This window comes from Henriciella aquimarina, assembly GCF_002088975.1.
GTDB classification, from domain to species: Bacteria; Pseudomonadota; Alphaproteobacteria; order Caulobacterales; family Hyphomonadaceae; genus Henriciella; species Henriciella aquimarina.
Map to the genome: position 1 here is coordinate 40,960 of NZ_NCST01000012.1, position 24,683 is coordinate 65,642.

At 62.2% G+C, this 24,683-nt stretch carries 24 protein-coding genes; 13 read left to right on the forward strand and 11 right to left on the reverse strand.

The window, feature by feature from the left end:
* Nucleotides 1-59: 59 nt before the first annotated feature.
* Nucleotides 60-923 (reverse strand): PRC-barrel domain-containing protein, encoded by an 864-nt coding sequence (locus B8784_RS01230; protein ID WP_084395802.1) that lies wholly within the window; start codon nt 921-923, stop codon nt 60-62.
* 143 nt (nt 924-1,066) lie between these two features.
* Entirely contained in the window at nt 1,067-2,161 is a 1,095-nt protein-coding gene (locus B8784_RS01235) for a glutathione S-transferase family protein (protein WP_084395803.1), read from the reverse strand.
* Between the two features lie 138 nt (nt 2,162-2,299).
* On the opposite strand from B8784_RS01235, the gene B8784_RS01240 reads away from it, so the two are divergent.
* The 4 genes from B8784_RS01240 (at nt 2,300) to fghA (ending at nt 4,497) form a co-directional block, all read left to right on the forward strand.
* Nucleotides 2,300-2,764, forward strand: coding sequence for a RidA family protein (locus B8784_RS01240; protein ID WP_084395804.1), 465 nt, complete (start codon nt 2,300-2,302; stop codon nt 2,762-2,764).
* 17 nt (nt 2,765-2,781) lie between these two features.
* Nucleotides 2,782-3,102 carry a hypothetical protein gene (locus B8784_RS01245; protein ID WP_084395805.1) on the forward strand — a complete coding sequence of 107 codons (321 nt, stop codon included), beginning with the start codon at nt 2,782-2,784 and terminating at the stop codon, nt 3,100-3,102.
* A gap of 171 nt (nt 3,103-3,273) precedes the next feature.
* Complete coding sequence (locus B8784_RS01250) at nt 3,274-3,597, forward strand: YajG family lipoprotein (protein ID WP_143435239.1); 324 nt, start codon at nt 3,274-3,276, stop codon at nt 3,595-3,597.
* A gap of 66 nt (nt 3,598-3,663) precedes the next feature.
* The gene (gene fghA / locus B8784_RS01255) at nt 3,664-4,497 is read left to right on the forward strand and encodes an S-formylglutathione hydrolase (RefSeq protein ID WP_084395807.1); all 834 of its coding nucleotides are present in this window, start codon (nt 3,664-3,666) and stop codon (nt 4,495-4,497) included.
* Nucleotides 4,498-4,581: 84 nt separating this feature from the next.
* Here fghA and B8784_RS01260 read toward each other — a convergent pair whose 3' ends face one another.
* From B8784_RS01260 to ectA, 6 genes are all read right to left on the reverse strand, one after another.
* Complete coding sequence (locus tag B8784_RS01260) at nt 4,582-6,036, reverse strand: sodium/proline symporter (protein ID WP_084395808.1); 1,455 nt, start codon at nt 6,034-6,036, stop codon at nt 4,582-4,584.
* Nucleotides 6,033-7,373, reverse strand: coding sequence for an MFS transporter (locus tag B8784_RS01265; protein WP_233355914.1), 1,341 nt, complete (start codon nt 7,371-7,373; stop codon nt 6,033-6,035). Before B8784_RS01265 ends, B8784_RS01260 begins: the two co-directional genes overlap by 4 nt.
* Entirely contained in the window at nt 7,373-8,824 is a 1,452-nt protein-coding gene (locus tag B8784_RS01270) for an aspartate kinase (protein WP_084395809.1), read from the reverse strand. The genes B8784_RS01265 and B8784_RS01270 overlap by 1 nt, the downstream gene beginning before the upstream one ends.
* A gap of 90 nt (nt 8,825-8,914) precedes the next feature.
* Nucleotides 8,915-9,316, reverse strand: coding sequence for an ectoine synthase (locus tag B8784_RS01275; protein ID WP_084395810.1), 402 nt, complete (start codon nt 9,314-9,316; stop codon nt 8,915-8,917).
* Between the two features lie 9 nt (nt 9,317-9,325).
* Nucleotides 9,326-10,624 (reverse strand): diaminobutyrate--2-oxoglutarate transaminase, encoded by a 1,299-nt coding sequence (gene ectB, locus B8784_RS01280; RefSeq protein WP_199288569.1) that lies wholly within the window; start codon nt 10,622-10,624, stop codon nt 9,326-9,328.
* Between the two features lie 58 nt (nt 10,625-10,682).
* On the reverse strand, nt 10,683-11,258 hold the full coding sequence (gene ectA, locus B8784_RS01285) for a diaminobutyrate acetyltransferase (RefSeq protein WP_084395838.1): 576 nt from the start codon (nt 11,256-11,258) through the stop codon (nt 10,683-10,685).
* Between the two features lie 257 nt (nt 11,259-11,515).
* Between ectA and B8784_RS01290 the strand changes: the two genes are divergently transcribed.
* The 3 genes from B8784_RS01290 (at nt 11,516) to B8784_RS01300 (ending at nt 15,566) form a co-directional block, all read left to right on the forward strand.
* A complete protein-coding gene (locus B8784_RS01290; RefSeq protein ID WP_233355915.1) occupies nt 11,516-12,010 on the forward strand; it encodes a MarR family winged helix-turn-helix transcriptional regulator in 495 nt (164 codons plus the stop codon).
* Nucleotides 12,011-12,159: 149 nt separating this feature from the next.
* Entirely contained in the window at nt 12,160-13,815 is a 1,656-nt protein-coding gene (locus B8784_RS01295; RefSeq protein WP_084395812.1) for an acyl-CoA dehydrogenase family protein, read from the forward strand.
* 236 nt (nt 13,816-14,051) lie between these two features.
* Entirely contained in the window at nt 14,052-15,566 is a 1,515-nt protein-coding gene (locus tag B8784_RS01300) for an oligosaccharide flippase family protein (RefSeq protein WP_143435240.1), read from the forward strand.
* Here the strand turns inward: B8784_RS01300 and B8784_RS01305 are convergent.
* Together B8784_RS01305 and B8784_RS01310 are read right to left on the reverse strand one after the other, a co-directional pair.
* Nucleotides 15,556-16,479 (reverse strand): ParA family protein, encoded by a 924-nt coding sequence (locus tag B8784_RS01305; protein ID WP_084395814.1) that lies wholly within the window; start codon nt 16,477-16,479, stop codon nt 15,556-15,558. The two genes, B8784_RS01300 and B8784_RS01305, sit on opposite strands and share 11 nt — an antisense overlap.
* A gap of 59 nt (nt 16,480-16,538) precedes the next feature.
* On the reverse strand, nt 16,539-17,861 hold the full coding sequence (locus B8784_RS01310) for an O-antigen ligase family protein (protein ID WP_084395815.1): 1,323 nt from the start codon (nt 17,859-17,861) through the stop codon (nt 16,539-16,541).
* A 318-nt stretch (nt 17,862-18,179) separates the two neighbouring features.
* Between B8784_RS01310 and B8784_RS01315 the strand changes: the two genes are divergently transcribed.
* Both B8784_RS01315 and B8784_RS01320 read left to right on the forward strand, forming a co-directional pair.
* Nucleotides 18,180-18,890 carry a sugar transferase gene (locus B8784_RS01315; protein WP_233355916.1) on the forward strand — a complete coding sequence of 237 codons (711 nt, stop codon included), beginning with the start codon at nt 18,180-18,182 and terminating at the stop codon, nt 18,888-18,890.
* Nucleotides 18,891-18,977: 87 nt separating this feature from the next.
* Complete coding sequence (locus tag B8784_RS01320) at nt 18,978-20,075, forward strand: glycosyltransferase (RefSeq protein ID WP_084395817.1); 1,098 nt, start codon at nt 18,978-18,980, stop codon at nt 20,073-20,075.
* Here B8784_RS01320 and B8784_RS01325 read toward each other — a convergent pair.
* Complete coding sequence (locus B8784_RS01325) at nt 20,068-20,715, reverse strand: hypothetical protein (protein WP_084395818.1); 648 nt, start codon at nt 20,713-20,715, stop codon at nt 20,068-20,070. The two genes, B8784_RS01320 and B8784_RS01325, sit on opposite strands and share 8 nt — an antisense overlap.
* Nucleotides 20,716-21,201: 486 nt before the next feature.
* On the opposite strand from B8784_RS01325, the gene B8784_RS01330 reads away from it, so the two are divergent.
* The 4 genes from B8784_RS01330 (at nt 21,202) to B8784_RS01345 (ending at nt 24,674) form a co-directional block, all read left to right on the forward strand.
* On the forward strand, nt 21,202-22,077 hold the full coding sequence (locus B8784_RS01330; protein ID WP_233355917.1) for a metallophosphoesterase family protein: 876 nt from the start codon (nt 21,202-21,204) through the stop codon (nt 22,075-22,077).
* A gap of 14 nt (nt 22,078-22,091) precedes the next feature.
* Complete coding sequence (locus B8784_RS01335; protein WP_084395819.1) at nt 22,092-22,694, forward strand: polysaccharide biosynthesis/export family protein; 603 nt, start codon at nt 22,092-22,094, stop codon at nt 22,692-22,694.
* Between the two features lie 100 nt (nt 22,695-22,794).
* Nucleotides 22,795-23,277, forward strand: a complete 483-nt coding sequence (locus B8784_RS01340) for a hypothetical protein (protein WP_084395820.1) — start codon at nt 22,795-22,797, stop codon at nt 23,275-23,277.
* Between the two features lie 137 nt (nt 23,278-23,414).
* Nucleotides 23,415-24,674, forward strand: coding sequence for an outer membrane beta-barrel protein (locus tag B8784_RS01345; RefSeq protein WP_084395821.1), 1,260 nt, complete (start codon nt 23,415-23,417; stop codon nt 24,672-24,674).
* Nucleotides 24,675-24,683: the final 9 nt, after the last annotated feature.

Sequence of the window (24,683 nt, forward strand, 5' to 3'; positions counted from 1 at the left end):
ATGAAAAAGCCGGCCCGCTCAAGACGCGGACCGGCTTCATCCATCGGGAAAGAACTCCCTTATTGCGGGGTGTCCATCTCCGGATCATCCTGCATGATGTCCTGCGACATGTCGGTGCTCTCGTCATCGCTCATGCCGGTATCACCATAAGAGGAGCCGCGCGCCTCTTCGGCCTTGTACTTGAAGACCGGCAGGGCCTCGATCTCGTCGGCCGATGCATCGATCACGATGTTGCCGCCGTCGCCCTGTTCAACGGTAATGCGGTTGAAGGCGAGCTGGCGCGGTTCGTCCATCATCATCGGGTCCGCGATGACGGCGTAGGAGACGCTGCCATCCTTGGTGATGATGACGTCCTTGATGCGCTCGGTTTCGTCGGCATTCATGAGCTTGGCATTGGTCCCGATCATCTCGGAGACGAGGCGATAGTCATTCATGCCGTCCTGCTCGAATTCGGCGACGTTCTGGATCGCGTCTTCGGTCATGCCGACCGTGAAGCGCGGCTCATTCTCGCTGTTCATCGTCAGGTCGATCTGCTCGAAGGGAAGGGCACCCTTCTTGCCGGCCATGTCGAGGAAGTCACCGCTCTTGAAGATGACCGACTCGACTTCGCCCGAAGCGTTCACGAGCAGGTCGTCGACATTGGCGATCTCTTCGCCGTCAACACCGATCACCTTCGATCCGATCAGCTCGTCAGCGCTCAGTTCGCCGGACGCGAGATAAACCGTCTCGGTGGGTTGGGCCTGCGCGTCGGCATCGGCATCCATCATGCCGTTGTTTTCAGACGCGTCGGTGCCCGCCATTTCCGCAGTTTCGGTTTGATCGTAGTTGCTTTCGCCCATCTCGATGTCGTCGGAGGACTGCGAACAGGCCGTCATGCCAAGCATCAGGGCAGAAGCGGCCGCTGTAATCATGAGGTTCTTCATGTCTTGTCTCCTTCTGGACTATGACGGGTGAGAAACGGGTGGCACCCGGTCTCGTTCCCGCACCGGTTTCCGGAGCGCGTTACAAAGCATTAAGGCTGTTGACGGGGCAGGGGCCGCCTTCGGCGCCGCCTGCCGGGCCTGTTTCAGGCCAGCACGAGCTGGCAATTCTCCCGCTTGAGGCGTGCGGGCAGCCGGACGGTTTTCAGGGCTTCACCGCCAATCCGCTCCAGCAGGGCGTCGGCGCGGGCGCGGGTGTCGGCATCCATCGCGTCATAGGCATCGAGGGCGGCCTGCAGGCGCCAGAGCGGGAAGCTGCGCGCCTTGGCCGGGCCGCGCCGGCCTTCGATCTCGATGGTGATGTCGCCCAGCGCGCGCGGCACCCGGGCGCCCGGCTCGGCCTGTGCGGCCCAACCTTCAAACAGGGCGCTCGTCTGGACCAGCGCCGGCCATTGCTCGCGCATCTGGCGGGCCAGAATGGGCTTCAGCGTCTCCGGGATGTCATCGCCGTCGAGCAGCTTGCCATCGCCATCCTTGCCGCCAGCCTGCATACGCTCCACCCAGTCGGCGACCTTCGGCGCGAGGCGCTTCATCAGCTTGCCGGAGGCCGGATCGCGGTAGAGGTGGGCATAAAGGGGCCCATAAAAGGCGAAGTCTGCTAGCGAAGGCCGCCCGCCCAGCAGGTAAGGGTGGGCCTCCAGATGCTTGGAAAAGTCGGCGAGGAAGGCCTCATAGCTTGTCTCGATGCCAGGAATGGTCGCGTCGCTAACGCCGAGGACCGGCAGCGCGCCCTTGAAGCGGGCGCCATTCTTGCGGCCGATCTCATACTGCTCTGCCGGTGACAGCGCCGGGGCCGAAAGCGCGCCGAATTCCGCATAGGCCCAGTCTTCGTTATAGGTCCAGCGATAGTGCATGGCCGGGATGACGAGCCACTCATCGCCATAGAGATGCAGGAGTTCACTGACGAAACGCTGCAGCGGCGCCTCGGGCCAAGCGGGCGGGGCCTTGGCTTCGCGGCGCTCGACCTCGGCCATGATGTCGGCGGTGTCCTGCACGATTGTCTCGTCTGGCATCTTCATGACGGGGATCACCGGCCAGCCGACATTGGGCAGAATGATGTCACGATAAACCTGCTCGGTCGCGGTTTCTTCCTTATAAGCCACGCCGCGCCAGTCGAGATAGGCGCGCGCCTTGCCCGTAAAATAGCTTACCTCCGCTCCATAGAGGGTATATCCGCCCATGCCCTTTCGCCTCCGCCTGCTTCTTCCTAAGGTCAACTGACAGCACGAAAGGGGTTTCATTGGCCGAGTTCAAGGGCGCCTGTGTGTTGCGCGGTTGTTTGTCGGGAAACCCTCCCCACCTCCAGGAAAGAGAGATTCATGTCCAAAGCTCCGAGCCAGCCCTTCCTCGCCCTTGTGCCGTTTCTCGCCGTCTGCGCCATGCCGCTTACGGCCAGTGCACAGGCGGTTTTCCATCAGGCGCCGGGCGCGTCCGAAAGCGCCCCTTATTCCACTGCCGTGGTCGCGAACGGAGAGATCTACCTGTCCGGCGGGCTCGGCATGAAGCCGGGTGAGAGCACGCTGGTCGAGGGCGGGATCGGCCCGCAGACCACGCAGATCCTCAAGAATTTCGAAGCCACGCTCACCTCGCTTGGCGCGGACATGTCCGATGTCATCAAGTGCAATGTCTATCTCGATGACATCGGCGATTATGGCGCGATGAACGAGGCCTATACAGCGGCCTTTCCCGGCAACAAGCCGGCGCGCACCACCGTTGCCGTAGAGGCCCTGCCGCGCGAGGCGGCCGTCGAGATCGCCTGCATCGCGCTCGCCCCCGATCAATAAGCTGGAGGATTTTCCCCTTGACCGACTTCAAGCATTTTTCACTCGTGGCCGGCGGTGAGACCGTCGAGGATCATCAGGTGCCCGACGGTGTCGTCGGCCCCTCGGTGATGTCGATGAAAGTCTGGGCCGAAACGGTCGAGCAGGCCGTCGATGTGCTGTGCGAGGTCGGCAACCAGATCGGCTTCAAGATCGACGAGCAGGTCGAGGTCCACCGCACGCCGGCCAAACAGGCCGTTCGCGAGGAGCCGTTTGCCTATGAGCTGCGGGTGATTCCGTGCTCGCCGGAGACGCTGACCAGTACGGTCGAGCGTGAAGCCGAGACGGTGCGCAGCGAGTAACAGGTCACGGGGGCCGGGGAACCGGCCGTCCTGCCGCCACGTTTCATGAGGGTGTACGCCCCCGGCGCCGGCCAGAAGAAGTCAGGCCTGCCGGATGGCGGAATGCCCGCAGGCGATCTGTGACAAGCAGCCTTCCTGCTGGCGCCAACCAGAATGGAAGGAAATGTCTTCATGAAACGCGCATCCCTGCTTATTGCGGCGGTTTCGACCCTGTCGGTCGCCGCCTGTGCCACCAACCCGCCGGTCCAGCGCAATGCCGGGCCGCCGCCGGGTTATGATGACGGCCCCTACCAGGACGGGCGTTATGCCAACGACCCGTACCGCGATGACGGCTACCGGCAGGCGCCCCGCCGCGACGGGGCGTACAATAATGACCGCTACGGCAATGACCGGGGCGAGCGTTATTATGACGAGCGTGCCCGGCGCTATTATTATTACGACCCGCGGACCGGGAACACCTATTGGGAAAACGGAGACCTGCGCACGCGGGGATGATTCTGGCAAACCGGGCATCCTGTGCTAGGTCAGTCAGGACAGACCTGACGCAAGAGAGGTATTGAATTGCAGACAGTATCGGAATGGACCTGCTTCGGCGGTGATCTGAGTGTTCATGAGCATGAGAGCGAGACGCTCGGCTGTGATATGCGCTTTGCTGTCTTCGAGCCGCCGCAGACTGCCGAGGAGCCGGTTCCGGTGCTCTGGTATCTCTCGGGGCTGACCTGCACCTGGGCGAATGTCATGGAGAAGTCCGGGCTGCAGCGCAAAGCCTCCGAGCTGGGCGTCATTATCGTGGCGCCGGACACCAGCCCGCGCGGCAAGGATGTGCCCGATGACGAGGCCTACGACTTCGGTCAGGGCGCGGGCTTCTATCTGACGGCCACCGAAGATCCATGGTCCAAGCATTTCAAGATGGACCAGTATGTCATGGAGGAACTGCCCTCCATCATCCGGTCCAACTTCGCCGCCGACATGCGCCGCCAGTCGATCTTTGGCCATTCCATGGGCGGGCATGGCGCGCTGACCCTGGCGCTGAAGAATCCCGGCCATTTCCGCAGCGTGTCGGCCTTCGCGCCGATTGTCGCGCCAAGCCAGGTGCCGTGGGGCCAGAAGGCCTTCAAGGGCTATCTCGGCGACGATGAGGCCGCCTGGAAAGAGTATGATGCCTGTGAGCTGGTGAAGCAGCAGCAGCTGGAAACGACCATCCTGATCGACCAGGGCGAGGACGACCAGTTCCTCGAAGAGCAGCTGCAGCCGCGCCTGTTCGAGGAAGCCTGCCGCGAGGCCGGCCAGCCGCTCGCCATCCGCATGCGGCCGGGCTATGACCATTCCTATTATTTCATCGCCACCTTCATGGACGATCACATCATGCACCACGCCAAGGCGCTCTACGCTTAAGGCCCGGTCGCAAGACACCAGACAAAAAAGCGCCCCGCGGTTTTGAGGCCACGGGGCGCTTTCTTTTTCGGATAAGGGGGCTGGCTATTCGGCGGGGTTTTCCGCCGGGCTGGCCTTGATCTCGGCATGGGTGGCCGGGCGCGAGAGGACCCAGCCGATGATGATCGGGATCGCGATACCCGGCAGGCCTTCATAGACACCGCCCTGCCAGCTGAGCCCGAAGCGCCAGACCAGCGTGATGCCGATGCCTAGCAGCATCAGGAAGATGGCGGTTGTCTCACTAATGCGCCGGTTGAGCGCATAGAGCGTCAGGAGCGGCGCGAAGGCGGCCGCGAGCGCCGACCAGGCGATGATGACAAGGCTGAAAACGCTCTGATTATCCAGCAGCGCCAAGGCGAGGGCGAGCAGTGTCACCGATGCCGTGGCCGTCTTGAGCAGCCATGGCTGCTCGAGCCGTTGCGGGACGAGGTCATGGGTAATCGCGGCTGAGCAGGACAGGACGACGGAGTCCGCTGTCGACATGGTAGCTGCGAAGATGCCAGCGAGGATGAGGCCGACGAGAATGTCCGGCAGCAGGGCCTCTGCCATGCGCGGAAGCGCAAGCTCCACATCAATGCTGGCGGCATCCGGCATGTAGACCCTTGCGAGCAGGGAGAGGCCGGCGGCCAGGATGTAGAACACAACGAAGAAGCCATAATACCAGGCGCGCGTGCGCTGCATGTTCTTGTCATCGTCGAGGGCCATGAACCGGACCATGATGTGCGGTTGGCCCACGACGGAGAAACCGGCAAACAGCCAGCCCAGCACAAAGAGACCAAAGCCGAGGGCGCCGGTCATGAGAAGCTCGTCGGATTCCGGCAGCAGATTCAGGAAGGTGCCGTCATCCAGCGGGCGAAGCTGGTCGAGCATGCTGGTAAACCCACCGGCCCAGCTGACGCCGACAAAGAACAGGATGAAGAGCGCGACCAGCATGCAGACCGACTGGATCGCATCCGTCCAGATAGAGGCCCGGATTCCGCCCGCAATCGAGTAGGCAAGGATGATGATGGCCGAACCGATGGCGCCAATACGCCAGTTGAAGCCTTCGAAAACACCCTCAAGCGCCTTTGCGCCAGCGGTGATCTGGGCGGCGCCATAGACGATCAGCAGAACGACCATGATGATTGCGGCCAGCCGGCGCCAGATTGCGAAGTCGTCGCCATGCCAGCGCGACAGGACCGAGGCGAACGAGGCCTCATTGGTGACACCCGTCGCGGTGCGCAGTTTGCGGTGAATGAAAGTGGAGCCGATAAAGTCGCCGACAATCCAGCCGAACATCAGCCACACTGCCGAGAGACCGGTTGCGTAGCCGTAGCCGATCACACCGATGAAAAGATAACCGGAATTATTGGTCGCGACGGCCGAGAGCCCGGCAAGCCATGGCGAGACGGTCTGGCCCGCCATGTAATAGTCCTTTCTCTCCCCCGTGGCCTTTCTGGCCGAGGCCAGGCCCACGCCAAGGAAGATGATCAGGATTACTACAAAGCTTGCTAAAATCATTCGTCAGCCTCTGCTGAGGCCATCCAGGCGAGGAACAGATCGAACTGCTCGTTTGTATGGTCGCCGCGCGGGTCGAGTTCCGACAGCGCAAGACTTGTCGTCTGGGTGGCGTTGAACGGCTCCTTCTCCGCTTCGGGAACAGGCGCCTTGTTGACAGTACGGGTAAACATGGTTGCCGCCAGAAGTGCAAGGCTTGCACTCGCAAAGGCGAAAAGGCCGGGCGCGCCGAGCGGGCTCGACATGACCACACCGGCGACCAGCGGGCCGAGGATGGAGCCGATGCCCCAGATGACCAGAATGCCCGCCATCATGGAGGTCGCCTGGTCGGGCCGGGCCCGGTCTGCGGCATGCGCCACCGCGACGGCATAATAGGCGAGCGCCCCCACGCCATAGACGAAAGCCAGGACCAGGATGAGCGCCGGGCTGACCACATGGCTGAACAGGCTGAGGGCCAGCGCGGCCCCCGCGGCCAGGATGCCGGTGCCGGCGATCACCATGCGCCGGTCGACCCGGTCGGAGATCATGCCGGCCGGCCAGAGGCCGACCATGGCGCCGGCGAGCAGGGCGGCGTTGAAGTTCGCCGAGAAGCCGGCTGCGCCGTCGGGCATGATGGACTGGGCATAGACCGGATAGAGCTGCGCCACGGCATTGTTGACCGCGCCCGCACAGAGCGCGGCAAAGGCGGCCGCCGGAGCGTATTTCAGGATCTTGGTCGGGCCGAAGGGCGTACCGGTCGAGATTTCCGGCTGGGCTTTCCGCGTGGCCGAGATCGGCATGATGGTCAGCGCGAAAAGGGCGGCCACCATGACAAAGCCCATCGGACCATTGGCGCCGGCGACGATGGCGAAGGGGCCTGCGATGGCGCCGAGCTTCGAAACAACGTGATAGAAGCCGAGAATGGCGCCGCGGCGGTTGGCCGGGGCGCTATCGGTGATCCACCCGTCGCCGGCCGTCAGCAGGGCCGAGGTGCTGGCCCCGATCACGGCCTGGAGGACTGCCCAGCCAATGATATTGACGCCGAGCGAGAAGCTCAGCGTCGCAATGATGGCGAGGGCCGCGAAAAAGGAGAAGGACCGGATGTGCCCTATCCGTGTGATCTGCTTCGGCGAGGCGATGGCTCCCGTCAGGAAGCCGCCGGCGTAGCACGCCGCCACCAGACCAAGCGCAGCGTTGGATGCGCCGGCTGCCTGCAAGCTCAGCGCGATCATCACGGATAGGGCCGCCGTTGCGCCCTGAAGCACGGTCAGGGCGCTGACGATGGCGAGAACATTGCGGTACAGACCGAGGGTTACCCGCCAGTCTGACGAAGTCTCTTCTACAGGCGCCGAATAAGGCATCAGGCTGCGGCAGCGATATCCGTGTCAGCCTTGTCGGCAGTGTCTTCATTGTCCTCCACAAGGGCCCTGTGAAGGATCTTGACCGCCTCGTCGTAATCCTCTTCGGCGACGATGGTCTGGAGATCGGTCTCACGGGTCAGCTTGTGCAGGCCGAGCAGCTTCACGCCGCCCTCATGCAGCGCCGTCGTGGCCCGCGCCGTGAGGCCCGGAACGTCCAGGTTCGCGCCGATGACGGACACAATGGCAAGCTTGCGGAAGGAGACTTCTGCGTTCTCGAAAACCGCTTCGATGTCGGCGGCGGCCCGTTTGAGAGACTGGCGCGGGCCGCTGACATAGTGCGTGATCGTGTTGGCGTTCGAACACTTGCTCACAATCCAGAGCTTGTGACGCGTCATCGCCTTCAGCGCTTCGGCGTCATAGCCTTTCACGCCGACCATGTCCTGCTCGAACAGTTCGAAGGCATAAACGCTCTGAAGGCCGGTGACGATCTCCGCGCGCGGGCTCTCCGGCATGAAGTCCTCGGTGATGATCGTGCCGGCATCGGCCGGATCGAACGTGTTCTTCACGCGCAGCGGAATGCCGGCCTGGCGAAGGCCCTTGGCGGCTTTCGGGTGAACGGCTTCCATGCCCATATTGGAGAGCTGGTCGGCCACGTCGTAATTCGTGCGGCCGATCTTGCGCACCTTGTCGTCGCCAACCAGTTTCGGGTCGGCGCTGGAAAGGTGGAACTCCTTGTGAATGATGGCTTCCTTGGCCTGCGTCAGCGCGCCGATGCGGGAGAAGGTCACTTCCGTGTAGCCCCGGTCATAGAGCTTCACCATGCCTTCCAGGCAGCTGGCATAGCCCGTCGTGATCGGCAGCTCTTTGGAAAAGTCGATGCCCTTGAAGGAGGTCTCGATGCGCTCGTCCAGCGTCATCTTCTCCTCATCGCGCCAGCCTGTCAGGTCGACGAACACCGCATTGATCTCGCGCTGGCGAAGCAGGAGGGCGGTGTTGTGGGCCGAATGGGCCTCACCGAGCGCGGCGAGCATCTCGCGCACCGTCATGAGGTGCTCGTCGAGCCTGAACTGGCCGTAGGAACAGAGGCGGTGAAGGTCGATCAGGCAGTTGCGCACGCCTTCGACCCGCTCGAGGACGAAATTGTCGGCCACCTTGCGGTCCGGGTGGTCGCCGAAGATCTCTTCATTCTTCTCGCGCATGGCCTGGGAGAGCTCGGTCAGGGCCTCGCTCCACTGCCACTTGTTCTCGGCGCTGGCGAACAGGGCGTAGACGCCGGGCTTGCCGGATTTCTTGTGCTCGAGAAGCATGTCCGTCATGCCGGCATAGGCCGAGACGACGAAAATACGATTGTAAAGGTCATCACCCTCGCGGTCGGCAATGAGGACATTGTCGAGGATGACGGGCGTATTGGCGATAGACGTTCCGCCGATTTTCTCAACGGTGTGTGTCATGGGTAAGTCCCGTGATTTTTTCTGGTCTGGTTTGTGAGCGACAGCCCCGACGTCTGAGGTCAGGGCTGTCTCTCGAAAGAGGTCACGGCCTTAGCTGATGGCCGGGGCGTCATCCGGCGCGGCATAGGAGCCGTCCGCCTGGTGCACTTCGTTGCCCGTTACGGGCGGGTTGAAGCAGCACGCCATGTGCAGTTCTTCCTCGGCCCGCAGCGTATGCTTGTCGTGCAGGTTCAGGGCATACATGACGCCCGGTTTGATCTCATGGGTCTCGCCCGTGCCGTGATCGGTGATCGAGCCCTTGCCCTTCATGCAATACACACTCTCGAAGTGGTTCTTGTAGTGAAAGGTGTGCTCCGAGCCGGCTTCCAGCACCGTGATGTGGAAGCTGAAACCCATCTTGTCGTCGGCCAGAAGCAGACGGTAGGACGTCCACTTGGCGTCGGACACGGCACGTTCGGTGCCCTTCAGATCATTCAGGTCGCGTACAATCATTGTGTTTCTTTACTCCGCTGCAGCTTTGACGTTGTCGGATGCATCGCGTGCGGCATCAAGCAGGATATCGAGGCCCTTGCGCAGCGTCTCGACCGGCACGGTCAGCGCCACGAGCACCTTCACGACTTCGTCGTTGGCACCGGAGGTCTCGATGATCAGGCCCTTGTCGAACGCACGGCTGGTGATTTCGGACGCCATCTCGCCGGAGCCGACATCAACGCCCTGCATCATGCCACGGCCCTTGAGCCGGGCGCCGGGGATGAGGTCAACGATCTTCTGCAGGCCTTCGGTCAGGATCCTGGATTTCTCCTGGACCTCTTTCTGGAACGTGTCGTCCTTCCAGAATTTCTCCAGCGTGACCTTGCCGGTCACGAAGGCGTGGTTGTTGCCGCGGAAGGTGCCGTTGTGCTCGGCCGGCTTCCAGATGTCGTGCTCCTTCTTGAGCAGGACACAGGCAAAGGGAAGGCCCATACCCGAAAGCGACTTGGCCTGGGTGACGATGTCCGGCTTGATGCCGGCGCCTTCGAAGGCGAAATAGGTGCCCGACCGGCCGCAACCGGACTGGATGTCATCGACGATGAGCAGGGCGCCATGCTTCTTGGCAAGCTCGGCGATGCCCTTCATCCATTCGTCGGAGGCCGCGTTCAGGCCGCCTTCGCCCTGGATGGGCTCGAAGATGAAGGCTGCCGGCGCGTCGACGCCAGACGAGGAGTTCTCGATCATCATCTCGATCTGCTCGAGCGTGTCGACATCGGCGCCAAACGCCTTGTCGTAAGGCAGGTGGGTGCTGCCCGAAAGGCCGCTGCCACCCGGGCCGGCGGCCGCCCGCTTACCGGCATTACCGGTCAGCGCGAGCGCGCCGAGCGTCATGCCGTGGAAGCCATTGGTGAAGGAGATGACATTGGTGCGTCCGGTCACCTTGCGAGCGAGCTTCACAGCCGCCTCGACAGCATTGGTGCCCGTCGGGCCCGTCATCATGATCTTGTAATCGTCCATACCACGCGGCTCGAGGATATAGTCCTCGAAGGCCTTCAGCCATTCGGCCTTGGCGTCGGTGTACATGTCGAGGCCGTGAGCGACCCCGTCGCGCTGGATATGCTCGATCAGCGCGGCCTTCATGTCCGGATCGTTGTGCCCGTAATTGAGGGTCGAGCACCCGGCCAGGAAGTCGATATAGGTTTTCCCGTCGGCATCGGTCATTTCCGAGCCCTGGGCTTTCACGAACAGCGTGTCGAAGTTGCGGCAGTAACTGCGAACTTTCGATTCACGCCTTTCGAAGATGTCTTGTTGAATGTCTGTGAACGGCATGCGTTCGGCTCCTATGGTGGTCTGGTGTTGTAGTCAGGGGTGAGGCGGCCAGGTGTGCTTAGAGGCTGGCCGGCAGCTCGAATGGCCCGATGGTGACGAGGATTTCGCTGTCGTGGCGTCCCTTGAAGTGACGCTCCTTGTCGAAAAACGCGCCTTCCTTGAGTGGCGCGTCGAGCCAACGCGCAATGCTCCTGAAGAGCCCCCATGACGCCTCATTGTCGGGCGTGATGGTCGTCTTGAGATACTTTACGTTCTTGCAGGCCTCACGCGAGAAGATGTCTGCGACAAGACGCTTGGGAATGCGCTTGCCACGGGCTTTCTCGCCTATAGCGACCTGCCAGAGGAAGAACACATCCGGCTCTTCCGGCGGAATATGGCCGGAAACCCAGCCAATGACATCGCCGTCCTTGCCATCGCGCGCGATCGCGCAGGTCTGCGCGAAATGCGTGGTCTGGATCAAATTCATGTAAAGCGAATTGGTATCCAGAGGCGGGCAGGCGGCAATGAGGTCGTGTACGGCCGCGCCATCTTCACTCAGCGGCGGGCCGATAATGGTACTGTCGTCTGCGTCGCCTGCCTCCCCGGCAGACGCAGCTGAGCCTTCTTTCGGCTTCGTTGTTTGTACAGTTTGCATGTTTCTCTCGGACATATTTTGTTTGGCGATCTATGTAATTGGAATCGCTGGGCGTTCAACCCGTATATTGCGGACAGCCGCATAAGGCTTTCCTTCTCTATTGAAGGAACGTATGAGCTACATATCTGTTCCAATGTTACTTAGATGAAAAAATAATTTTTTGCGCAAAGGAAATGCCCTAGAAAATGGCTCAATTATCAGAGGGTTTTGAAGCGGTTCGCCTGTCTGCAGCGAACGCTGATATATGGAGCGACGGTGTGCAGGATCAGACAGAAACGGCCCTGATTGCTCTGCGGAGAATCCTCAAGGCCACGGCCAATAACGTCAAGGCGGTCGCTCACCAGACCGGCCTGACAGCCTCCCAGCTGCTTGTCTTGCAGGTGCTGAAGACGCGCGGCGAAACCCTGACCGGGGATCTCGCCAAGGCCGTCGACCTCAAGCAGGCTACGATTTCCATCCTGCTCGACAAGCTGCAGGACCGCGGTTTTGTCGAACGCGAGCGCGGCGAAGCCGACCGCCGGCGGGTCTGGGTGCGGATTACCGACAGCGGTGCGCGCACGCTGGAGGGCGCGCCCGACCTTCTGCAGGAAACCTTCCGCTCCCGCTTCCGCAATCTTGCCGACTGGGAGCAGGCGAGCCTCGTGGCCGCACTGCTGCGGCTGGTCTCGCTGCTGGATGCCGAGGAAATCGACGCCTCGCCGCTTCTGGATGTCGGCGGCATCAACGACCTTCCGGCCAACGGCTCACGCTAGAGGCAGGCGCCGGCCTCATCGCCAGATCCTGTTGCAGCCTGTATGATTCCGATCAGGACAGGCCCTCGGGCTTGCCCGTATGGTCGCGCTGAACCTGCCGCGCCAAAAGGCAGGGTGACGACACAAACTGCCAAGGAGGGCGCAAGATCATGGCCAGTCGACAGCCGACCGCGGAGCTCGAAACCCATACCGTTACCAATCAGCCGGTGCCATTCGAGGAGGTGAACCTTTTCGAGAGCGACCAGGCCTTGCGCGGCGCGGTCACGGCGTTTGGCGGGGCGGTCCATGCCGGTCATCTCTTGGCCTTCGGCGCGAAGTGCGGGACCGCGGAGACAGCGCAATGGGGCCGCCAGGCCAATGAGAACCCGCCCAGGCTGAAATCCTTCGACCGCTATGGCCACCGCCTCGACGAGGTCGAATTCCATCCCGCCTATCACGAACTGATGGCGCTCGGCCTCGACAATGGCATCTCGGGTGCGCCCTGGGCGGCCGATGAGGCCGGTCACGTCCTGCACGGGGCGATGATGATGCTGATGATGCAGGCCGATGCCGGGGTCACCTGCCCGATGTCGATGACCTATGCCTGCGTCGCCGCGCTCAAGACCGATCCGGAAATCGCGAAGATCTGGACGCCGCGCGTCACGGCCCAGTCCTACGACAAGCGCTTCATCCCGGCCCCGGAAAAGACCGGGGTCACCATCGGCATGGCGATGACGGAGAAGCAGGGCGGCTCGGATGTGCGCGCCAACACCACCCGTGCCGAACCGGCCGGCGATGGCGGCTATATCCTGACCGGGCACAAATGGTTCTGTTCCGCGCCGATGTCGGACGCCTTCCTGACGCTCGCCTATGCCGAAGGCGGGATGACCTGCTTTCTCGTCCCGCGCTGGCGCCCGGACGGCACACGCAACGGCATTCACATCATGCGGCTGAAGGACAAGATGGGCGACAAGGCCAACGCCTCCTCGGAGATCGAGTATCACGGCGCCTGGGCCGAGCGGCTCGGCGAAGAGGGCCGGGGCGTGCGCACCATCATCGATATGGTCCAGCATACCCGTTATGACTGCACATTAGGCTCGGCGGGCGGCATGCGGGCCGCGCTCGCCCAGGCGATGTGGCACACGAGCCAGCGCCGGGCTTTCCAGAAAACGCTGATCGACCAGCCGGCCATGCGGGCCGTGCTCACCGATCTCGCGCTGGAGAGCGAGGCGGCCACCGCCATCGCGCTGCGCATCGGGGCAAGCCTCGACCGCGCCAAGGACGATCCGGGTGAAGCGGCCTTCATGCGGCTGGCGACCCCGATTGCGAAATACTGGGTCTGCAAACGCCAGCCGGGCTTCGTCTATGAGGCGCTCGAATGCCATGGCGGCGCCGGCTATGTGGAGGAAGGCCCGATGCCGCGCCTCTTCCGCCAGTCGCCGCTGAACGCGATCTGGGAAGGCTCGGGCAATGTCATCGCGCTCGACATCCTGCGCGCGCTTTCAAGGGAGCCCGACAGCCTGACAGCCGTGCGCGCAGAGCTTGAAACAGCGCTCGGGGTTAACCCCGCCTATGACCGTCACTGCGCGGGCCTTGAGGCCTTCATGGAGCCGGGCGCCCTGCATGAGGGCTCGGCGCGCGCCTTCGCGCAGGCCATGGCGCTTGGCCTGCAGGCGGCGGCCCTGAAACAGACCGCGCCGGACTTCGTCTTCCATGGCTTCTGTGCCCAGCGGCTGGGGGAAAACCGTCGCGGCTATCTCTATGGCGATGTCGAGGCGAGCGTGGACCAGGCGTCCATTCTTGAACGGGCCCGTCCGGACGTCTGAAGCCGCAGGCGGCCAGATCTGGCACACCCCGCCGCCGGGCTTGATCCAGGTTAACGGACTCGCCGCTTTGTGGCGGGGACAGAGGCCGGATCATCCGCCGGCGGAAGGCTGATATCGGCGCCTCAGGCCCGGCAGTGGGGCGTTTTGGCGCCGGGGCCTGATATTTCTTGACGGATTGGCGCCAAAAGTGCGCAAGACTTGCATTGGGCTCCCGAAAGCACAGAAGGTCCCCCTGTTTGAGTACGCAAAAGCCATCCAATCCGAAACGGGAAGCCGGCATCCTCATGATGGTCGGCATGGGCGTGCGCATCACGTCCCAATCCATGACGCTGGCGCTTCTTCTGGTTGCCGGCCGTTTCCTCGATGCGGAGCTTTTCGGTGTGTTCGTCCTGGCCTCGATCGTGATGAATTTCGCGATCGTCCAGATGTATACCGGCGTCTACCACTATGTGCTGAAACAACCCGATTTCGAGGCCAGTGAAGGCACCGCTTTCAGCCTGCAGCTGATGACGGGCGCGTTCTATGGCGTCGTCATCCTTGCGGCTGCGGGCATTGCGTGGGCGGTTGGCGGCGATGGCCTGCTGGTGCAGCTGATGGCGGCGACGGCCCTTGTGCCGCTGATCATCACGGTCTCCAGCTGGCAGGAAGCGATCCTTCTGCGCCGGGGCGAGGTCAAATACTATTACGGCGCCCTGCTGCTGGCGGAAGTCGCCGGCTTCTGCGTGGCGCTGACCATGTTGATGAACGGCGCGGGTGTCTGGTCGCTGATCGTGAACCGCTATTGCAGCGCCGTCGGCATTTCGCTGCTTTTGAGCTTCCGCTCCGGCCGGCTGCCGCGCCTGGCTTTCCACCGGGAGCATGCCTCCGCGATCTTCCGCTACAGCGCGGGCCTTTACGGTAATTCGGCGCTCTCCTTCTTCTCTGGCTCTGGCGCCGAGATCATCCTCGGCAGCTTCCTGTCGGCGCGCGCCGTCGGCCTGTTCCGGATGGGCGCCCGCACATCGACAGCCGCTTACGACATCTTCGCACAGACCTTCCGCGTGCTGACCTGGCAGGCCGTCGGGCGCATGGCGAGGGAAGAGCGCCTGACACCCACGCTCTGGACGCGGCTCATCGCTATCAATCTGTGTATCATGACCTTCGTCCTGGGCTCGCTGAGCCTGCTGGCAACGGAGCTCACCATCCTGCTGCTCGGCGAGAAATGGCTGGGCATGGTGCCGGTGCTGCAGGTCTTCTGCTGGCTGAAGGTCCTCAATTCCGTGGACATGATCGCTTCGGCGCAGCTGGCAGCCGCGGGTTATTCGAAATTCCTGGTCAGGGCGCGCAGTCTTGAAGCCGGCCTGACGCTGGTCGTGCTGCTGGCGAGTGTCCAGTTCGGCATGATGGCGGTTGCCTACAGCCTCTTCATCCCGGCCGCGATCTATATCTCCATCATTCTCTGGAAGCTGATGCGCCTTACCGAAGCGAGTGTGGGGCGGTTGATCATGACGGTCGCGCCCGGCCTTCTCCTGTCGGGCGGCTCGCTTGCCGTGGTCTATGCCGTGTCCCGCGCGCTGAGCGTCGACTCCGGCCTCATCGTCATCCTGCTGACCGCGGTTGCCGGGTCGGGTGCCTATCTCGCCATCGCCTTCGGGCCGCTGCGGGCCTGGACGCTGAAAACGCTTCAGACGGTGAGTGTCGCCATCCTGCCGGCGCAGGACTCCGGCGAGCGGCATTCCTCAGGCCAGGAGGCCTCTTCCGTCAGCTCCTGACGAGCTGGGGCACATCCGATCCCATCCGGTCGGCCAGGAAGCCGGCAAACCGTTCCGACAGCCGGCGGACATCGCCGCGCAGATTGCCGTACTTGCCGCGCATCGTGTTGTAGCTGTCGAGATCGGCGCGATCCATCGCCTGCAGCGCCTGCACCGATTCCGGGATGGTCGGCCCGAAGGTCCGGTTCTTGAGATAGATCGTGCGCAGCTCATGCTCGGCATCGCGGGCATAGCGGGTGTTCTTGAAGCGGGTGACGACGATGAAATTGCGGACCGCGATATCGGCGGCGATGTTCTCCGCCATCCAGTCCGAGAACTGTTTCGTCCCCCAGATGGAGACCGGGTCGGCGAGTGTCGGCGTGACATAGGTTTCCGCCAGCATCAGCCCGGCCCGCGCCAGCGGCGAGAGATAGGGCGGGGTGTCGATCAGGACGACATCGTAGAGCGAAGCCACCGGCGCCAGTGCGTCGGCGAAGTGCTGGCGGAGCCGGTTCGACAGTTCGCTCGGACGCATGCCGCCAGCATAGACGCGCTCTTCGACATCCATTTCCGTGAAACGCAGGCTCGGATGCGACGGCAGGATCGAGATCCAGCCGCTGCGCCTGTCGTTTCGCTCATCCTTGCGCAGCTCCTCGAGCGTGACGGCATTGGGCAGGATGAGGTCGGCCAGGTTCGGCGGCAGGCCGGCGGAGAATTGCTGCAGCAGCTTGTGCACGCCCTTGCCCTGCTCATAGGCCATTTGCAGGCCGCGCTCGGTCAGCATCATCTGGCTGGAATTGGCCTGCGGGTCGAAATCCACCACCAGGACATTGGCCCCGAAATAGTAGGCGAGCCCGTCAGCCAGCATGAGTGTGGTTGTGGATTTTCCGACGCCACCCTTCAGGTTTGCGACGGCAACAAAGGAAGCCGACAAGGCCAGTCTCCATTACCCTTGGCCGCGTTACCGCGAACACCCCAGAGGCCTGCTGGTGATCAGGCCCGTTTTCTTATTGATGTGCCACAAGCCAGCCCGAGAAGGAAGGCATAGGTCCACATGATGCTGGGGATCTCCAGGGAAAAGTCGACCAGGTTGTGCAGAATCAGGAAAACCGAGACGAGCAGCGCCGCGATGGCGATGTAATGAATGGAGTTGTTCGACTGTGTCGCCGCCACGCGGATGATCTTGCCATGCATCCAGAGCCAGACGCTGACCATGATGGCGGTGCCGACAATCCCGGTCTGGATGAGCCATTGCAGGAGGATGTTGTGGGCCGCGCCCATGGTGACCAGACGCCAGGCATTGTCGAGCGTGGTGATCGATTCATTGACCCGGTTGAAACTGCCAAGCCCGAAGCCGAACAGCGGGTGTTCCTGCCAGGCGGCCCAGTACTCGGAGAAGATCTCCCAACGGCCCATACTGTCGGTGCCCAGCGCGCCGGAGCGGGCTCCGATCTGGCCGCTGGAAAGCGTGAGCAGGATAAGCAGCACGGATGCCGCCGCCACGGCCAGCATGATAAGCGGCCGCCTGCGCCGGCGGGGGGCGTCGCCTGAGTCCGACTGGCGCGCACGCAGGCCGATCTCGATGGTCAGCCAGACGGCCAGGACGCCAAGCGTCAGCGTGATCGCGGCGCGCGACAGGCTCAGCAGAAGGCAACTCGCGCAGATCAGCAGGGCCAGGGCGGAGATATAGCCGCTGCGCGGCATCTGGCTGATCTTGGCCAGCCGGGGAATGTCGGAGGCGACGCGCGTGCGCAGGAGGTAGGTGATGTGGACGGCGGAAAGGATGGCGCCGACCCCCATCAGCGACGCCATCACATTCGGGGAGCCGAAGGAGAAGCTCAGCCGCGTGATCGCACTTGTATCGGAGCCGTCGGTATATCCGGTGGCGCTCAGCGGATAGCTGATCAGCGCCAGCACGCCGAACAGCGCGATACCGGCGATCAGCGAGGTCCAGCACAGGCCGAGCAGCCGACGCGACTGGGCCAGCAGAATGCCGGCCGACCAGAAGGCAAGACCTGCCGCAAGCTGAACGATTTCCGCGCGCGCCTGATACCAGTTTCCGGTCAGGCCGCCAGCAACCGTCCCGCCGAGCAGGAGGGTGAGAAGGAGGATGCTGGCCGGCAGGCGTTCGAACGGATGCAGGAGCAGGACGAGGGCCAGGGCGAGGGCTGCCGCAAGGCAGGCCCATGCGCTCGCGATCAGGGTGTCGGCCCCTTGAGACAGGTGCGCAACGAACAGTATCGCGGGAATGGCGAAACAGGCAAAAAAAACTGCGACATTCTGTCCGCTGAAGCGGCTGGCAGCGCGATCCGACATCTTCCCCCCAGTCTGGATGACCTCTGACGTCAATTCCTTTGCCAGAATCCGGCCCCTTTTTCGAGGCTTAGATCAAAGTCTGTGCCGCAATGAACCAACTTTCAGTGGTGACCTGTATTCATGGCAACAGATTCGCGTCGAAAGAGAACTCGCTTGATCCGCCTTCAATTGTGTCCCACTAGAACGATTAACATTGTGTAAATACTCGACTTGATGCACAGTGAAGGACGGCGAAAGGGACGTCGCCGTTTTGGTTTGAATCACACGCTGTCACCGTCAGGGACTTCAGGCGGTCAGCATCCACTTGTGGGGGATTTCGTGGCGTTTAACGACTATCCTGAAGCGCTCTATCGCGAGGGCGATTCTCTTCTCGAGCCGCAGACCGACAAACGGTCGTCAGGCACATTTTCCCGCAGCGGCCAGAGCATGGCCAAGCGGGCAATCGACATCATCCTGTCATTCAGTGCGCTGATCTTTGTTCTGCCGCTCATGCTCATCATTGGTCTGATGGTAAAGCTGACCGATGGCGGCCCGATGCTCTTCGCCCAGCGGCGGATCGGCCGGGACGGCAAGGAGTTCTACTGCCTGAAATTCCGCACCATGGTGACCGACGCCCAGAAGCGTCTGGATGACCTCCTGGCCAAGGACCCGGTCGCAGCCCGCGAGTGGAACACCGAGCGAAAACTGACGAATGATCCGCGCATTACGCCGTTCGGCGCCTTCCTGCGCAAGTCCTCGCTCGACGAGCTTCCGCAGCTGATCAACATCCTGAAAGGCGAAATGTCGATCGTCGGGCCGCGCCCGATCCAGCGGGCCGAAGCGGTCAAATATGGCGACAAGTTCGACTTCTATCTCAGCACCCGTCCGGGCCTGACCGGCCTGTGGCAGGTCAGCGGCCGCAGCGACACCAGCTATGACGAGCGCGTCAATATGGACGTGCGCTACGTCACGGACTGGTCGGTCTCCAATGACATCAAGATCATCGCGATGACCGTGCCGGCGATCCTCGCTTCCAGGGGCGCCCGCTAAGCTTTCTTCAGCTGGCGTAGGGGCCTTGTGAACATTTTGGCGTAATCCCTGCTTCGGAGTCTGCCGATAGCAAGGATTACGTCAAAAATGCGTGTTGCTCTGATACACTACTGGCTGAACGGCATGCGCGGCGGAGAGCGTGTCCTGGAAACGCTCTGCGAGATGTTCCCGGACGCCGATATCTTCACCCATGTCGTCGACCGCTCTAAACTTTCCGATGTCATAAACCGGCACAATATAAAAACGACCTTCATCTCGAAGATGCCGTTCGCGCGCTCGCAGTATCAGAAGTATCTGCCCTTCATGCCGCGCGCCCTCGAGGAGATCGACCTGACGGGCTACGACCTCGTCATTTCCTCGGAGTCCGGCCCGGCCAAGGGCGTGATCCCCCCGCCGACCGCCTTTCATCTCTGCTACTGCCATTCGCCAATGCGCTATATCTGGGACCTTTATCCCCAGTATCATGCTTCGGCCGGGCGCCTGGCGAAGGTCGCCTTTCCGGGGATTGCGCACAGGCTGCGCCAGTGGGATGCGACCAGCGCGATGCGCGTCGACCAGTTCGTCGCCAATTCGAGCTTTGTCGCCAAGCGGATCGAGAAATATTACAGGCGCGGTTCGGAGGTGGTCTTCCCGCCGGTCGCCGTGGACGACTTCAAGCCGGTTCCCGCCGCCGAGCGGGGCGACTATTTCATCGCGGCCGGCGAGTTCGTCCGCTACAAGCGGTTCGATGTCGCCATCGACGCCTTTAACGAGCTCGGCCTGAAGCTGCTCGTCATCGGCGACGGGGAAGAGCGCAAGGCGCTGGAGCGCCGCGCCGGCGACAATATCGAATTCCTGGGCCGGGTGCCGTTTTCGGAACTCAAGACCCACTTCGCGAAATGCCGGGCGCTCATCTTCCCGGGCGAAGAGGATTTCGGGATGATCCCGGTGGAAGTCATGGCGTCCGGACGGCCCGTGATCGCTCTGGGCCGGGGCGGGGCGCTGGACACCGTCGAGGACGGTGTCAGCGGCACACTCGTGCACGAACAGAGCGTGGCGGCCTTTGTCGAGGCTGTGCGCGGTTTCAGTGACGCGGATTACGATCCGCAGGCGATCACCGCGCATGCGCGCAAGTTCAGCAAGGCCGCCTTCAAGCAGGGCGTGGCCTCATTGCTGGAAAAGCAGGGCTTTTCGGCGCTCAGTTGAGCACTTCCTGCGGGCGCACCGAAGTGACCACCGCTTTCTGATACTCCCGGAACGGGATGCCGAGGCCATTGGCCTTCTGGTGGGCTTCGGCCAGGAAGGCCCCGTCGATATGCCACCAGCGTAGGAATTCTGCGCCGCGGAAGACGTCGAGCCGGACGGCTTCGGGCGTATCGGCCCAGTGATTGAGAATGAAGCCCAGACGCCAGCGCATGAGATCCTTGTCGCAATAGCCGCATTGGCGGATGGAGGTCTGGAGGGCCGAAAGCGCCTCTTCATTCAGACCGCCGGCAAGGGCTGCCTCATAATAGGCCAGGCGCGCCCAGGCGACCGGCTGGGCCGGCTGGCGCTCAAGCGCTTCCGCCGTCAGCGTCCGCGCGGTCTCGATGTCATCCTGCTCCTGGAGCCGCAGGCTGTCGGCGGCCGCCAGCAGCAGGGCCGGGGACTGGCCGGTCCCGATCAGGTCGCGCGCCTCCGCCGTGGTGAGCGCGCCGCGCTCGATGTCGGCAATCCGTGACTGCTCCAGGATAAGCGACAGGCCGAGGCCCGCGGCGGCGACAATCGCGGCGCATGTGGCTGCATAGAGAAGGATCCGTATGGTCCGGTTGCCCTCTTCTCGCCGTGTTTTTGAAGTTGAATTCATCACTGGTAGACTATTGGTTTCGCAATCGGGCAGGTCTTGATTGTGGAGCGCTTTGCAGGCACCAGCCCTATTGAGAAAACATTAATATAATTATTAACGATTGGGTGTTAGGCGCGGAAAAGCGTTGGGCCGAAGAGACAGAGTTGCTGCCATGTCCACACAGTCGACGACGTCTACGAACACGAACGGCCGGGCCGGGTCGCGTGACGAGGTCGTGCGCGCGGACGCCAAATGGCCCCTGTGGAAAACCTTCGCGTTCATAATCGTCTTCTGCTCGATCGCCTGGACTGCCATCTTCCTGTTCATTTTTAACCTTTTCAGCTGATTGCGCAGCACGTCACGTCGCAGCATTCCGTGACTTGAGCATAATTCTTGCTATAAATTGAGGAGTTTGAGTAACCCGGCGGTGTCTAGGGGGACAGATTGACTCGCCAGATGTTAGTAAAATCGGTGGCAGCCTCCATACGAGAGACGTGGTCACAATTGGTGTCGGGAACCGGCGCCTGGCTGTCCAATACGGCCGGGTGGCTCGTCAGCCTTGTGCGTTTTGCGGATGAGGCAACGCCTTTCCAGGAAAAGCCGGCGAAAGAGACGCCCAGCACGCCTGCGCCTGCTGTGATTGCGGGCGATGAGCCCGTTTCGGCGCCCGCCTGCGTGCCCGAAGGCATGGTTGTCTATGCCATCGGCGACGTGCATGGCCGGGCCGACCTCCTGGAGTCCCTGATTTCCATCATCCGCGAGGATGCCGGGAAGACCGAGGCCACGCCGCGCCTGGTCATGCTGGGCGACTATGTCGACCGGGGCTTCCAGTCGCGCCAGGTCATCGACCTGCTGATGAGCGACAAGGTGTCAGGATTTGAAACAGTCTGCATCAAGGGCAATCACGAAGCCGCGATGCTGAAATTCTATGAAGATGTCGAGCATGGCCCGGAATGGGCCAATTATGGCGGCCGCGAGACCCTGGTTTCCTATGGCGTCCGCCCGCCGCGCAGCCTCAGCCTGAACGAGGAATGGCACGAGGCGCATGCCCGTTTCCGCGAGTGTCTGCCGGAAGATCACCTGCATTTCCTGCGCAGCCTGGAGCTGTCGGTTCGCATCGGTGACTATGGCTTTGTGCATGCCGGCATCAAGCCCGGCCGCGCCTTCGACGACCAGCAGGAACACGACTTGCTTTGGATCAGGGACGAGTTCCTCAAAGCCGGGGAGCGTGAGGATGTTATTGTCGTTCACGGGCACACGCCAGCGGATGACGCCTATAGTGATAATCGCCGGATCAATGTCGATACCGGTGCTTATTTCAGCGGTCGACTGACGGCCGTGCGGCTCGAGAACGAACAGATGAGCTTCCTCAAGACCAGATAGAGCGGATCAAAAAGATGCTGACGACCATACGGACTTTCTTCGCCTGCCTTATCCTTTCTGTGACCCTCGCGGCCTGCCAGTCGGCGCCGATGGGAGAGCGCAGCGCTACGCAAGAGGCCTCGGGGAGTGTCCCTGGTGCAACAGTCGAGCGGACAATTACACAATACAGGCTCGGCAGTTCCGACCGTTTGAAGGTGACTGTCTACGGCGAACCGGAGCTCTCCGGGGAGTTTGTGGTCGACGGTCAGGGCTTTCTGTCGCTTCCCCTGGCGGGCGAAATCAAGGTGGACGGCCTGACGGTGCGCGAATTCCAGCGTCTGGCCGAAAAACGCCTGGGCGATGGTTATCTGCGCGAGCCGCGCGTCAGCGCCGAAGTCGTGAACTACCGCCCCTATTACATTCTCGGCGAGGTGAACACGCCCGGCGAATATCCGTATTCGAGCGGCCTGACCGTTCTGAACGCGATCGCGACGGCGGAAGGATTCACCTACAGGGCGAACCAGAAATACGTTCTCATCAAGGGGATCGACGATGAGGAAGAGGCCAAGGTGGAACTGAAGCCGACCACACGCGTGGAGCCGGGCGATACCATCAGGGTCGTGGAACGCTTTTTCTGACGCCGCTTCTACAGATTGTGTCAGAAAAAATGCGTGCATTCGGCAGCTTGTTACGCTAACGTAACGAAGGCTCGGGGGAGCTGAAACAAAGGGGACAGGCATGAAACCTGTAATTTTCGCAGCACTTGCTTTTGCGCTTCCGGCCGTCGCATCGCCGGCAAGCACGGGCACGGACCATTCTTATTCCAATATCGAGGTCTATGGCCTCACCCTGGAAGACCAGATCGATTGCGACGCCGTTGAACCGATGTCGATGCAAGTCCGCCACGCCGTGGACGGCATGCAGACACTGACCTTCAACGAGGCGGTCGACATGTTCGTCTTCCTCCAGGGGCATGAAGGCGTCTGTGGCCAGCTGGCCAACCAGGCCTCCGTGCTGGTCAGTCTTTCCGAATCCGATCCGGCTGCCTTCATGGCGCAGCTGGGCCTTTCCAACCGTCCGACCGGCATGGGTTATGGCCAGTCGCCGGAAGGATCGGGTCAGGCCTCGGGGCCGTCGGACGGCACGTTCGACCTCCTGAAAAACGGGACACCCCCGCCGGCCAGCTCTTCGGTGAAAACAACGTCGGACTATAGTTCGTAAGGTCCTGCGGCCCCGGCCTTCCGCAGCCGCCGGCGCACCCGAAACAGCACATTAGGCAAATCGGGCAATGCAGATTCACGAATTGGTATCTGCATTGCTTGTAGATGCCTGTATAGTGACGATTGGGGACACCGAAAATGACAAAGACTTCGCTTTTCCTGTCTGCGGCTGCTGTTACGGCATCCATCCTTGGCGCAGCACAGGCCGATGCTCAGGAAAGCTTTTTTGAGCGCAACCGCTATGTTTCCGTGACCGAACGGGCGCAGCCGGAATACGATCCGATTCCGATCCGGCTTGGCGCCTTCGAGGCCACACCCGAGCTTCGAACCGGCGTTGGCCAGAGAAGCAACCTGTTTGCCTCCTCCACCAACGAGGTCGACGACACCTTCTTCCTGATTGCGCCGTCCATGGACGTGGTGTCCACCTGGTCGCGCCACCAGCTGGGCGCGTCCGTGTCGGCCGAGGCGACGGAATATGCCGACACCGGGTCTGAATCGACCACCGATCTTCGCGCCCGCGCCTTTGGCCGGATCGACGCGAATTCGCGCTTCAGCATTGTTGGCGCCGCGCTGGCCGAAGAGACCTATGAGCCGCGCTCCGCTGCCGCCAGCAATCCGGCCGCGGCCGAGCCGGTCGAGGTTAACCGCTTTGGCGGCGAGACCGGGGCCGATTATGAAACGGGCCGTGTGCGCCTGCGTGGCCGTCTTTCCTATGACAGCTATGATTATAAGGACGTCCCGCTGAACGGCGGCGGCCTGCTCGACCAGGATTTCCGCGACCGCGACGATACCAGCGCCAATGTGCGGGTGTCCTATGCACCGCGCCGCGACTGGGCGGTGTTCGCCGAAGGCGTCGTGACCGACCGTGAATACGACACGCCGGATACGCCGGGCGCGCTGAACCGCGACTCCACGGGCACGACAGTGCGCGCGGGTGTGAATTTCGAGCTGCCCGTCCTCATCCGCGGCGATGTGGCGGTCGGCTATCACCAGTATGAATATGACGACGCGGCCTTCAACGATATCGACGGTCTGTCGGTCGAGGCCAATGCGAGCTGGTTCGTCACGCAGCTGACGACCATTTCGGGCACGGCGACCCGCCGCGTGATCGATCCGGGTCTGCAGGACTCGGCAGGCGCCACGCTGACCGGCGTGACCCTGCGGGCCGATCACGAGCTGCGCCGCAATCTGCTGATCAATGCTGAAATCGATTATGCCGGGTACGACTTTGAAACAGTCAACCGGGATGATGACCGTATCCGTCTCGGGGCTGGGGCCACGTGGAAACTCAACCGCAATGTGGCGGTCGATGTTACCTATCAATACACGGACCAGGACTCCAATCTTCAGCCGTTCACCGACAACCGGTTGCTGCTGGCATTGACTTTGCGTCCGTGATGACAGGCC

What these genes read in the sequence shown, in the direction of transcription:
- B8784_RS01275 (WP_084395810.1), bottom strand. Translation starts at nt 9,316, where the DNA reads ATGATTGTACGCGACCTGAATGATCTGAAGGGCACCGAACGTGCCGTG.
- B8784_RS01235 (WP_084395803.1), bottom strand. Translation starts at nt 2,161, where the DNA reads ATGGGCGGATATACCCTCTATGGAGCGGAGGTAAGCTATTTTACGGGC.
- B8784_RS01265 (WP_233355914.1), bottom strand. Translation starts at nt 7,373, where the DNA reads ATGCCTTATTCGGCGCCTGTAGAAGAGACTTCGTCAGACTGGCGGGTA.
- ectB (WP_199288569.1), bottom strand. Translation starts at nt 10,624, where the DNA reads ATGCCGTTCACAGACATTCAACAAGACATCTTCGAAAGGCGTGAATCG.
- B8784_RS01230 (WP_084395802.1), bottom strand. Translation starts at nt 923, where the DNA reads ATGAAGAACCTCATGATTACAGCGGCCGCTTCTGCCCTGATGCTTGGC.
- B8784_RS01260 (WP_084395808.1), bottom strand. Translation starts at nt 6,036, where the DNA reads ATGATTTTAGCAAGCTTTGTAGTAATCCTGATCATCTTCCTTGGCGTG.
- B8784_RS01270 (WP_084395809.1), bottom strand. Translation starts at nt 8,824, where the DNA reads ATGACACACACCGTTGAGAAAATCGGCGGAACGTCTATCGCCAATACG.
- B8784_RS01250 (WP_143435239.1), top strand. Translation starts at nt 3,274, where the DNA reads ATGAAACGCGCATCCCTGCTTATTGCGGCGGTTTCGACCCTGTCGGTC.
- B8784_RS01325 (WP_084395818.1), bottom strand. Translation starts at nt 20,715, where the DNA reads ATGAATTCAACTTCAAAAACACGGCGAGAAGAGGGCAACCGGACCATA.
- B8784_RS01345 (WP_084395821.1), top strand. Translation starts at nt 23,415, where the DNA reads ATGACAAAGACTTCGCTTTTCCTGTCTGCGGCTGCTGTTACGGCATCC.
- B8784_RS01340 (WP_084395820.1), top strand. Translation starts at nt 22,795, where the DNA reads ATGAAACCTGTAATTTTCGCAGCACTTGCTTTTGCGCTTCCGGCCGTC.
- ectA (WP_084395838.1), bottom strand. Translation starts at nt 11,258, where the DNA reads ATGCAAACTGTACAAACAACGAAGCCGAAAGAAGGCTCAGCTGCGTCT.
- B8784_RS01295 (WP_084395812.1), top strand. Translation starts at nt 12,160, where the DNA reads ATGGCCAGTCGACAGCCGACCGCGGAGCTCGAAACCCATACCGTTACC.
- B8784_RS01320 (WP_084395817.1), top strand. Translation starts at nt 18,978, where the DNA reads ATGCGTGTTGCTCTGATACACTACTGGCTGAACGGCATGCGCGGCGGA.
- B8784_RS01335 (WP_084395819.1), top strand. Translation starts at nt 22,092, where the DNA reads ATGCTGACGACCATACGGACTTTCTTCGCCTGCCTTATCCTTTCTGTG.
- B8784_RS01240 (WP_084395804.1), top strand. Translation starts at nt 2,300, where the DNA reads ATGTCCAAAGCTCCGAGCCAGCCCTTCCTCGCCCTTGTGCCGTTTCTC.
- B8784_RS01310 (WP_084395815.1), bottom strand. Translation starts at nt 17,861, where the DNA reads ATGTCGGATCGCGCTGCCAGCCGCTTCAGCGGACAGAATGTCGCAGTT.